The sequence below is a fragment of the Streptomyces sp. NPDC054932 genome (genome assembly GCF_053610205.1).
Window position 1 is genome coordinate 1 of sequence record NZ_JBSGXU010000251.1, and the last position, 9,873, is coordinate 9,873.

General features: G+C 74.0%; 10 protein-coding genes and 1 pseudogene. 2 read left to right on the top strand and 9 right to left on the bottom strand.

Translation table 11 applies throughout. The features are described 5' to 3' along the window. The first annotated feature begins 395 nt into the window (after positions 1–395). Positions 396–2,165 carry a protein kinase domain-containing protein gene (locus ACWGE1_RS37355; RefSeq protein WP_453424919.1) on the top strand — a complete coding sequence of 590 codons (1,770 nt, stop codon included), beginning with the start codon at positions 396–398 and terminating at the stop codon, positions 2,163–2,165. Between the two features lie 41 nt (positions 2,166–2,206). Here ACWGE1_RS37355 and ACWGE1_RS37360 read toward each other — a convergent pair whose 3' ends face one another. Continuing rightward, positions 2,207–2,815: a flavodoxin family protein gene (locus tag ACWGE1_RS37360; RefSeq protein WP_453424920.1), complete on the bottom strand. Its 609-nt coding sequence runs from the start codon at positions 2,813–2,815 to the stop codon at positions 2,207–2,209. 103 nt (positions 2,816–2,918) lie between these two features. On the opposite strand from ACWGE1_RS37360, the gene ACWGE1_RS37365 reads away from it, so the two are divergent. Beyond that, on the top strand, positions 2,919–3,263 hold the full coding sequence (locus ACWGE1_RS37365; RefSeq protein ID WP_453424921.1) for a MerR family transcriptional regulator: 345 nt from the start codon (positions 2,919–2,921) through the stop codon (positions 3,261–3,263). Positions 3,264–3,327: 64 nt separating this feature from the next. Here the strand turns inward: ACWGE1_RS37365 and ACWGE1_RS37370 are convergent, their stop codons facing one another. The 8 genes and pseudogenes from ACWGE1_RS37370 to ACWGE1_RS37405 all read right to left on the bottom strand — a co-directional run. Further along, positions 3,328–3,780: a DoxX family protein gene (locus tag ACWGE1_RS37370; RefSeq protein ID WP_453424922.1), complete on the bottom strand. Its 453-nt coding sequence runs from the start codon at positions 3,778–3,780 to the stop codon at positions 3,328–3,330. 56 nt (positions 3,781–3,836) lie between these two features. Continuing rightward, entirely contained in the window at positions 3,837–3,989 is a 153-nt protein-coding gene (locus ACWGE1_RS37375) for a hypothetical protein (protein ID WP_453424928.1), read from the bottom strand. A 12-nt stretch (positions 3,990–4,001) separates the two neighbouring features. Further along, positions 4,002–4,208, bottom strand: a pseudogene (locus ACWGE1_RS37380) (hypothetical protein); the annotation flags it as partial. A 100-nt stretch (positions 4,209–4,308) separates the two neighbouring features. Then, on the bottom strand, positions 4,309–4,941 hold the full coding sequence (locus ACWGE1_RS37385) for an isochorismatase family protein (RefSeq protein WP_453424923.1): 633 nt from the start codon (positions 4,939–4,941) through the stop codon (positions 4,309–4,311). Positions 4,942–4,953: 12 nt separating this feature from the next. Continuing rightward, positions 4,954–6,642 carry a (2,3-dihydroxybenzoyl)adenylate synthase gene (locus ACWGE1_RS37390; protein WP_453424924.1) on the bottom strand — a complete coding sequence of 563 codons (1,689 nt, stop codon included), beginning with the start codon at positions 6,640–6,642 and terminating at the stop codon, positions 4,954–4,956. Next, positions 6,639–7,844 (bottom strand): isochorismate synthase DhbC, encoded by a 1,206-nt coding sequence (gene dhbC, locus ACWGE1_RS37395; protein ID WP_453424925.1) that lies wholly within the window; start codon positions 7,842–7,844, stop codon positions 6,639–6,641. The genes ACWGE1_RS37390 and dhbC overlap by 4 nt, the downstream gene beginning before the upstream one ends. Before the next feature lie 166 nt (positions 7,845–8,010). Beyond that, positions 8,011–8,844: a 2,3-dihydro-2,3-dihydroxybenzoate dehydrogenase gene (locus ACWGE1_RS37400; RefSeq protein WP_453424926.1), complete on the bottom strand. Its 834-nt coding sequence runs from the start codon at positions 8,842–8,844 to the stop codon at positions 8,011–8,013. Between the two features lie 33 nt (positions 8,845–8,877). Continuing rightward, positions 8,878–9,873, bottom strand: a 996-nt coding sequence (locus ACWGE1_RS37405) for a siderophore-interacting protein (RefSeq protein WP_453424927.1), incomplete at its 5' end; no start/stop codon positions are given.

The following is a 9,873-nucleotide window of genomic DNA, read 5'->3' on the forward strand; positions in this document are numbered from 1 at the left end:
CGGTGAGTTCCTAGACAGCTCCCACCACACCGGAGGTCTTCGCCATGTTCAAGACCCGCCGAGTGTCAACAACGCTCGTGATCAATACACCTAGGGGGTGTCCGCACAGTAGCGCCGGCGCCCGGAGGGCGTGGCCCGCGGCGTCCGGCGCGGTGCATCGCAAGGCGGAGAGGCGCAGCTCGTACTTGTCCGTACTCGCGCGCTTCGACAACGCGGCGAGGTGCCGTGCCGGGCGTCGCGGGCCAGGCGGGACTTTGCGGACACCCCCTGGAAACGCACTTGCCCCGTGCCCGGGGTCACGACCCGGGCACGGGCGGGCGCCGGTGGGAAGAGCTACCGGGTGGCATACCGCAGAGCCCGGGGCGCCGTGTCCACCGCTGCCCTAGCCTTGCGCCATGAGTGCGCCAGGGGACGTGATCGACGGACGGTTCGAGCTGATTGACCGGCTCGGCAGTGGGGGGATGGGCACGGTCTGGCGAGCGCTGGACCTCGTCCTTCATCGTGAAGTGGCCGTCAAGGAAGTACGATCGGCGGCCGGGCGGGACGACCCGGAATTCCGGCGGGTGCTGCGCGAGCGGGTGTTGCGCGAGGCCCGCGCCCAGGCCCGGATCAGTCATCCGAACGTGGTCACCATCCACCACATCGTCGACGAGGGCGAGCACCCCTGGCTGGTGATGGAGCTGCTGCCCGGCCCCTCCCTCGGCCGGCGGCTGGAGCAGGGACCGCTGCCGCCCACCGAGGCGGCCCGGACCGGCCGCGAGGTGCTCGCCGGACTGCGGGCCGCGCACGCGGCCGGCATCCGCCACCGGGACGTGAAACCCGCCAACGTGCTGATGCGGGCCGACGGTTCGGCCGTGCTCATCGACTTCGGCATCGCCGCCCTCCAGGACGCCGCCGCCCTCACCATGACGGGGGAGGTCATCGGGACCCCCGAATACCTGGCGCCCGAGCGGATCCGCGGCGCCGACCTGCCCGCCTCCGACCTGTGGTCGCTGGGCATGATGCTGTACGTGTGCGTGGAGGGTGTCAGCCCGATGCGCCGCTCCACCACCCTGGCCACCCTGGCCGCGGTCCTCGACGAGCCGGTGCCGGTACCGTGCCGCGCCGGGCCGCTGGCCGCCGTACTGGCCGAGCTGCTGGTCCGTGACCCGGCCGCGCGGCCCTCCGCGGAGCGGCTGGACCGGCTGCTGGCCGCCGTTGCCCGGGACACCGCCAGCGCCGAACCGCCGGAGCCCACCCGCCTCGACCGGGCGCCCAACTCCCCTCCCGATCCTTCCCCCGGGGCCGACCGACCGCCGACCGCCGACCGGCCCGGCCCGCCGCCGCCCCCGCTGCCTCCCGGCCCGGCCCCCCGGCCGGACCGGCCCGCGCCCGCGCCGGCGGCCACACCCCGGCCCACTCCCGTGCCCTTCCCTCCGCACGAGGCGACGCCCCGGGAGGCACTGCCCACCATCGGCCCGCTGAACGGCGGCGTCCCGCACGGGAGCGGACCGGACCGACGGCGGAAGACCACCGCGCTCGCCGCAGCGGCCGCCGTCACGGCCCTGGCGCTGCTCGGCATCGGCAAGTACGCCCTGTTCGAGCAGGGCGCGGAGGGACGCAGCGACGGCAGGGGCGCGGCCTCACCGACGGTCTCCGTGGTCTCCACGGGCCCCGGTTCGCCCGCCGCGACTCCCACGCCGGGCACCACCGGCACATCGCCTGCGGACCCCGCCCCCACTCCCGGCACCACCGCGGGCAGCGCCGGCGCACCGGGCGTGACGGACACCCCGGCCGGCACACAGCCGAGCCCCCCGGCGGCCGTCGTGCCCGGTGGCGAGGATCCGGCACCCGGCGTCGGCCGCTGGATCGCCCAGCTCCACTCCGAGCCGGAGAGCACCGGCACCGCCACCCGCGACCAGCGGCTGGCGGCGGTCCGGGCCCAGGTCCCGGAGGCCCGGGTGCTGCGCAGCCGGGACTACGCCTCCCTCAAGCCCGGGTACTGGGTGGTCTACGCCCCCGGCCCGTTCGCCGACGGCCGGGCGGCCGTCACCTTCTGCGCGCAGCGGGGCCGGGCCACCGCCAACGAGTGCATCGGCCGCTACCTCAGTGACGACCAGGGCGACTACGGGTACCAGTGCACCCCGCCCGCAGCCTCCCCCGGCGGCCGCTGCCGGCATTCATGACGGGAGCGACCGCGGCGAGTCCGTGAAACCCGGCCGTCCCGTCAGGGAGACACGTCCTTGGCCGGCTCCTCGTGGGGGAACACGGCGAGAGGGGCGTCCTGCGCGAAGAAGGTCTTGGCGCGGATCACCGCCCGCTCGTCGTCCCGCACCTGGCCCGGCCGGGAGCCGTTGCCGAGCAGCACCCCGCCGAACCGCATCCGCATGTAGGCCGCGGTGTGGTGGAGACTGGTCACCAGCCCGTCGGCGCGGACCTCGTCGTGGTCCGCCATGGCCGTCACGCCCCACAGGGTCCGGCCCGCCATCCGCTGCTTGAAGTCCGAGCCGGGAACCGTGAGCCAGCCCGACCAGTGGTCGAGGTACCGCTTCGTGTGCGCGGAGAGGGAGTACCAGTACAGGGGCGAGGCGATGACCAGGTCGGTCGCCTCCAGCGTGGCCCGGCGCAGGAGCTCCTCGCTCTCCCCGGCCGTCCAGCCCTCGGCCTCGTGCCGCCCGTCCCGGAAGTCCGGCAGCGACAGCGCCTCCAGGTCGATCCACCGCTGTCGGACCCCGGCGGGCAACTGCTCGGCGGCCGCCCGCGCGAGGATCTCGGTGTTGCCGCCGGACCGGGAACTGCCGAGGACGAAGAGGAACGAGCGGTCGGTCATGAACATCACTCCAGAGGTGCGCTGTCGAGTCGGCGGAATGCCCGTGCTCAGGGGCGACGTTAGAGGTTGACATCAGTGTGAAGGTCAACCGGACGCAGAGGTACGGCACATGCTCATCGGTGAACTGTCCCGCCGCACGGGAGTCAGCTCCCGGCTGCTGCGCTACTACGAGGCCCAGGGGCTGCTCGAAGCGGAGCGCGGCCCGAACGGATACCGCGACTACACCGCGGACTCCGTGGCCGCCGTGCGCAAGGTCCGCGCCCTGCTGGCGGCGGGCCTGTCCACCGAGGTGATCCGTTCCGTCCTGCCGTGCGTCCGCGGCGAGGGGGTGCGGTTCGCCTGGTGCGAGGAGATCCGGACCGTCCTCGACGGAGAACTTGCGGCCATGGACGCGCGCATCGAGGGCCTGCGGCACAGCCGCGACACCCTGGCCTGCTACCTGGAACAGGCCTGAGCCCCGCCCCCCGAGGGTTCGGGGCGGGGCTCGGGCTGCCGACCGCCGGCCACGGGACACCGGGTCAGACGGTGGCTGCCTGCGGTCGCTGCTCGGTCTCCGCCGCGGCCCGGTTCCCGCGGGCGGGCAGCAGCCCGTCCAGGGCGAAGGCGCCCGGTCCGGTGAAGACGAGCAGCAGGAAGGCCCAGCAGTACATCGCGGAGGATTCCCCGCCGTTCTGGATCGGCCAGAGGGCGTCCGCCTGGTGGGACACGAAGTAGGCGTACGCCATCGAGCCGGAGGCCACGAAGGCCGCACTGCGGGTGCCGGCGCCGAGCAGGACCAGGGCGCCGCCGACGAGCTGGATCACCGCCGCGTACCAGCCCGGCCAGGCACCGACGGGCACCGTGCCGCCGCCGTGCGCGCCACCGAGGACGCCGAAGAGCGAGGCGGCGCCGTGGCAGGCGAACAACAGACCGGTGACGATCCGGAAGAGGCCCAGGGCGTAGGGCCGGGCGGTGTTCAGACGTTCCGTCATGGGGAGATCCTTCGTTCGGTACGGGGACGTGGGGGGTGAGCGGAGGGAGGAGACTGTCAGTCGGTCCGGAGGGCCAGGGCGGCGACCCTGCCGGGGGACACGGGCAGGTCGTACACCTGGTGTGCGCCAGAGTGCGCGGGATCTGCGGCCGTGCCCACGTAGGGCAGCCGTGCACCGTGCGTCAGGCCCTGCCCGGTGGACTTCAGCACGGCCTCCTTGCGCGTCCAGCAGCGGGCGAAGGCGGCCGGGCGGCGCGGGGCAGGGCCAGCAGCTCGGCTCGTTCGTCCTCGTGCAGGGCGGCCATGGTCTCGTGCACCAGGGCGTCCGACGGTACGTCCTCCACGTCGACGCCCACCGGCACGGGAGCGACCGCGATCAGGACCTGGTCGCCCGCGTGCGCCAGGGAGAAGTGGACGGGGGCCGCCCACACGCGGGTCCGTCCGGGCAGGGGCACCTGCAGCGCTACGGGATGGACGGGCGGCACGTGCGCGGCGGCCGACCGCGCCCGTGCCCGCAGCGACGCCGGTCTCACAGCTGTCCGCAGACCCGGTCGGCCGTGGTGACCACGGCGCAGCGGCCCGCCGCCCACTCCAGCGCCATCCGGTGCTCGCGCTCGGAGAAGTCGGCGACGGCGTCCGCGACCACGAAGGCCTGAACGTCCTGCATCCAGGCGTCGCAGGCCGTCATCAGCACGCCGATGTGCGCGTACACGCCGGTGATCACCAGCTGGTCCCGGCCCATCGCGCGCAGCCGCTCCGCGAGGTCGGTCCGTACGAAGGCGCTGTACTTCCACTTGGTGAGCACCGTGTCGTCCGGGCCCGGCGCCACGGCGTCGGGGATCGCCCCGGCCATCGGGTCGGCGGGCAGACCGGGGCCCCAGAAGTCCTGCTGGAGCCCGCGCTCGGCCGGACTCTGGCCGCCGGGCTGCGCGGTGTAGAACACCGGCACGCCGGCCCGGCCCGCTTCCTTCTTCAGTCGCGCGACCTGCTGGAGCATGCCGGTGACGGGCTGGGCGTCGCTGTCGAACGCCGACAGGAAGTAGTTCTGCAGGTCGTGGACGAGCAGGACCGCGCGGTCCGGATCCAGCGTCCAGTCGACGCGGTTGGCCGGCAGGTCCTCGGCGGTCGGCAGCGGGTAGGGGGCGATGGCGGGCAGAGCCATGGGTTCATCCGTTCAGTGCTGATGGGGCGGTACGGGGACGGCGGCGGGAGCGGCGGTGCGCAGGTCCCGCTTGGAGACCTTGCCCACGCCGGTCTTGGGGAAGGCGGCGACGAACTCCACCCGGTCCGGCACCTTGTAGGCGGCGAGGCCGCGCTGCCGCACGAACCTCTTCACGGCCGCGGGCCGCAGCGGTTCGGCGCCCTCGCGCAGGATCACGTAGGCGCAGGTGCGTTCGCCGAGATAGGGGTCGGGTTCGCCGACGACGTTGGCGTCGTGGACGGCCGGATGCGCCAGGATGTGGTTCTCCACCTCCTCCGCGGCGATCTTCTCCCCGCCCCGGTTGATCTGGTCCTTGGCGCGCCCCTCGACCACCAGGTGCCCGGTGGGCGTCATCCGGACGATGTCCCCGGTCCGGTAGAAGCCGTCCGGGGTGAAGGACCGGGCGTTGTGCTCGGGCGCGTTCCAGTAGCCGCGGATGGTGTACGGGCCGCGGGTCAGCAGGTGCCCGGACTCACCCGGGAGCACCTCGCGGTCCTCGTCGTCGACGATCCGGATCTCGTCGTCCGGGGAGATGGGCCGTCCCTGGGTGGTGACGACCGTCTCCTCGGGATCGTCGAGCCGGGTGTAGTTCACCAGTCCCTCCGCCATCCCGAACACCTGCTGCAGCGTGCATCCCAGGCCCGGCCGGACGCGGCGGGCGGCCTCCTCGCTGAACTTGGCGCCGCCCACCAGCAGGACGTCCAGACTGCTCAGGTCCCGGTCGGTGCGCGCGGCCGCCTCGGTCCAGAGCAGGGCCAGGGGCGGCACGAGGCCGGTGATCGTCACGCCCTCGGACTCGATGAGCGGGAACGCGACGTCGGGCACCGGCTGCGGGCACAGCACCACCCGGCCCCCCGCGTACAGGGTGCCGAGCGAACCGGGCGAGGACAGCGGGAAGTTGTGGGCGGCGGGCAGGGCCACCAGGTACACGGAGCCGGCGTTCACGCCGCAGATCTCGTTCGAGCCCCACAGCGAGTAGATGTAGTCGTCGTGGGTGCGCGGGATCAGCTTGGGCACGCCCGTGCTGCCGCCGGAGAGCTGGAGGAAGGCGAGGTCCTGCGGGGCGGGCCCGGGGCCGAGTCCGCCGGCGGGCACGTCGAGGGGGACCTCGGCCAGTGCGGTGAAGCCGCCCGGGTCGGCGTCCGCGACGAACACCTCGCGCAGGCCCGGGACTTCGCCGCGGACGGCGGCGGCGAGTTCGCGGTAGTCGTGGCCGCCGTGCACCGCGGGGATCACGTAGGCCGTGGCTCCGGTGAAGGAGCAGAAGTAGGAGATCTCGGTGCGGCGGTGCGCCGGGAGCGCGAAGACGGGCAGGGCGCCGATCCGGAAGAGCGCGAAGACGACCTCGAAGAACTCGGCCGTGTTCGGCAGCTGTACGACGACCTTGTCGCCGGCGGCGATGCCGCGGGCCGTGAAGCCCGCGGCCATCCGGTCGGCCCGGGCGTCGAGTTCGCCGTAGGTCCAGGTGCGACGGCGGCCGTCGGGGCCGCCGGCCGGGTCCACGAGGGCGATCCGGTCGGGGTGGGCCGCGGCCCGCTCGCGCAGCACCGACCCGAAGGTCTCGCCCCGCCACCAGCCGGCCGCCCGGTAGCGCTCGGCGAACTCGGCGGGCCAGGGCTGCCAGGCGGCCGCGGAGCCGTTGTCGTCGGGGGAGTCGCTCACAGCCGGGCTCCGACGGCCTGCAGGAAGGTGCGGAACTTCGCGGCGGTCTCCGCGGTCTCGGCGTCGGGCTCGGACGCGGAGACGATGCCCGCCCCGGCGTACAGGCGCAGCCGGTTGTCCTCGGCCTCGGCGCAGCGGATGGTGACGACCCATTCGCCGTCTCCGCTGCCGTCCTCCCAGCCGATCATGCCGGTGAAGAAGCCGCGGTCGAAGGGCTCGGTCTCCTCGATCACCCGGCGGGCCAGGTCGGTCGGGCTGCCGCAGACGGCCGGGGTCGGGTGCAGGCTGGAGGCGATCTCCAGGGCGGAGACGTCGGGCCGGGCGAGCACTCCGGTCACGGTGGTGGACAGGTGCCACATGGTGGCCGTGCGGAGCAGGGTGGGGCGCTCCGGGACGTCGAGGGTGGTGCAGTACGGGGCCATCGCCTGGTGCACCGCGTCGACGACGACGGCGTGTTCGTGGAGGTCCTTGGCGGACTGGAGCAGGGCGGCGGCCCGGCGGACGTCCTCGGCGAGGTCGGCGCTGCGGGGGGTCGATCCGGCCAGCGGGTTGGAGATGAGGTGGTCGCCGCGGCGGGACAGCAGCAGTTCCGGGCTGGCGCCGAGCAGGTTGCGGCCGGGGCCCGTGGGCAGGGCGAAGGTGTAGCCGGAGGGGTCCCGGCGGGCGAGCCGCTGGACCATGGGGGGTATGTCCAGCGGTCTGTCGGAGGCGAGTTCGAGGGTCCGGGCCAGTACGACCTTGCTGAACTCGCCCTGCCACATCCGGTCCACGGCCGAGGACACGCCCTTGGCGTAGACGTCGGGCTCGGGGACGGAGGCGATGGCCCAGTCGGTGGGCGCGGGACCGTCCGAGGGCAGGGCGATGAGCGGGTCCGAGGCGAGCGGCGGGCCGCTGCGCAGAACCTCCGGGACGACGAGGGCCGCGCGGGCGTCCGGGGCGAAGGGGATGGCGCCGATCACCACGGGGTAGGGGTGCCCGGCCCGCCGGGCCTCGGCCAGGGCCCGGGCGACGCGGTGCGGCAGGGGCTCGGCGGAGTGGGCGACCTCCTGGCGCACGCCCTCGGCCAGCAGGGTCCGCGTGGGGGTCGCGAGGAACCGCGAACCGCTGCGATAGGCGTCGAGCAGCGTGGTGGCGGCACCGACGGAGGGGTGCACCGGATCGGCCGGTGCGGGGGGCGTGGCGACTTGGTGGACCGTCGGCACGGTGACTCCTCTTCAGGGGTGGGGGCAGGTGCGGGCAGGTGGGTGCGGCCGGGCGGTCGCCGGCTGCAGGTGGTGTGCGGGTGGCGCAGGTGATGCGCAGGGCGCACGTGCGTGTGTGGCGCGGGGACTGCGCGTGGTCTGCGAGGGAGGACGGGCTGCCGCGCGGTCAGCGCAGCGTGGCTCCGCCGTCCACGTAGAGGTCCTGCATGGTGATGTGGCGGGCCCCGTCCGAGGCGAGGAACACGACGGCGTCCGCGATGTCCTGCGGGTCGGCGATCCGGCCGAGCGGGATCCCCGTCCGGTAGCTGGCGAGGTCCCCGTCCAGCACCCGGGCGGACGCCTGCGGGTCGGTCCAGAGCCCCCACTGCATGGGGGTGTCGGTGGAACCGGGGGCCACGACGTTGCAGCGCACCCCGCTGCGGGCGTACTCGAGGCCCAGACACTTGGTGAACATGACGGCCGCCGCCTTCGAGGCGGCGTACGCGGCCATGCCGGTGCGCGGGATCCCGGCGGCGTTCGAGGCGACGGTGATCACGCTGCCGGAGCCGCGGGCCGCCATGGCGGGAACGACGGCGCGCGAGGTGAAGAAGACCCCCTGGACGTTGACGGCGAAGGTGGCCGCCCAGTCCTCGTCGGACAGGTCCGCGACCGGTGCGGTGCGCAGGATCCCGGCCACGTTCACCAGGATGTCGACCGGGCCGAGCTCCCGCCCGATCAGCCCGGTGGTCCGCTCGACCGCCGCCGGGTCGGTGACGTCGAGTTCGTAGGCGCGGACGGCTCCGTGGCCGTCGGCGGGCGCCCGCCCGGTCGCCGGGTCGAGCTCCTGAGCCAGGCCGGTGACGGACTTCGCCGAGACGTCCGTCGCGGCGACGGTGGCGCCGAGGCGGAACAGTGTGCGGACGACGGCCTCGCCGATGCCCTGGCCGGCGCCGGTGACGAGCGCGACCTTGCCGCTGAATCCGCTGGTCCCGGGGACGCCGGGCACATGGTGGTCGGACATGCCGCCCCTCCTCAATTCTTAGGTAAGCCTAACCTAATTAAATGCTGAACGGCACTGGCCGACAGGAGCGTTGTCCCCGGAGGCCGTGCCGACACCCCCGGAACCACCCCCGGGGCCGTCCCCGTCCTCGTCCTCGTCCGGGGGCTCGTGGTGGTCGAGATCGACGACGCCGCGCTTCCAGAAGCCGTCCACGTCCGTGTACTCGCGGTTCAGGCCCAGCTCCCGGTGCAGATGGCGACGTACCGGCTTGAGCTCGCCGGCCTCCCCCGCGATCCAGATGAAGGGCAGGCCCGGCAGGAACTCCACGCCCCGTACGGCCCTCTCCAGGAAGTCGCCCTCGCCGTGCGCGAGACCGTTCCGGTGCAGCCAGACGATCTCGGCATCGGCCCGGGTCGTCGGCTCCTCCTGCTCGCCCGCGTCGTCGACGAGCAGGAACACCTTGGCCGGGGCCCCCTCCGGCAGGTCCGCCAGCATCCGGGCGATGGCGGGCAGGGCCGTCTCGTCGCCCGCGAACAGGTACCAGTCGAACTCCCACGGCACCACGATCGAACCGCGCGGCCCCGCCACACCGAGCCGCATCCCCGGCTGCGCCCGCTCCGCCCACCGCGCGGCCACCCCGCGGCCGTGCAGCACGAAGTCCAGGTCCAGCTCACCGGCCACCGGGTCGAAGCGGCGGGTGGTGTAGTCGCGGGAGACGGGGAACGGCGCCTGCGCCGGGAACTCCAGACCGTCGCCGTCGTCCGCCACCCACGGCAGCACGAGCGCGTCGGTGCCCGGTTCGGGGAAGAACACCTTGACGTGATCGGCGGGGGAGCGGTCGACGAAGCCGTCGAGTTCCGGCCCCCCGAGGGTGACACGGACCATCCGCGGCGTCACCCGGCGCACGCGCAGCACTTCCAGGGTGCGGACGGTGATGTCGTGGTGGACGACGCCGATGCGGGGCCCGGGGCCGTTGGTCATGAGGACGGTCTCTCTTCCGTCGAAGGGGAGGTGCGGGCAGGGGCGCGGGCGGGGGCGCAGCGGCGCCCC

Excerpts from the sequence above, each read along its gene's own strand:
- ACWGE1_RS37355 (WP_453424919.1), top strand. The coding sequence starts at position 396 with ATGAGTGCGCCAGGGGACGTGATCGACGGACGGTTCGAGCTGATTGAC.
- ACWGE1_RS37360 (WP_453424920.1), bottom strand. The coding sequence starts at position 2,815 with ATGTTCATGACCGACCGCTCGTTCCTCTTCGTCCTCGGCAGTTCCCGG.
- ACWGE1_RS37365 (WP_453424921.1), top strand. The coding sequence starts at position 2,919 with ATGCTCATCGGTGAACTGTCCCGCCGCACGGGAGTCAGCTCCCGGCTG.
- ACWGE1_RS37370 (WP_453424922.1), bottom strand. The coding sequence starts at position 3,780 with ATGACGGAACGTCTGAACACCGCCCGGCCCTACGCCCTGGGCCTCTTC.
- ACWGE1_RS37385 (WP_453424923.1), bottom strand. The coding sequence starts at position 4,941 with ATGGCTCTGCCCGCCATCGCCCCCTACCCGCTGCCGACCGCCGAGGAC.
- ACWGE1_RS37400 (WP_453424926.1), bottom strand. The coding sequence starts at position 8,844 with ATGTCCGACCACCATGTGCCCGGCGTCCCCGGGACCAGCGGATTCAGC.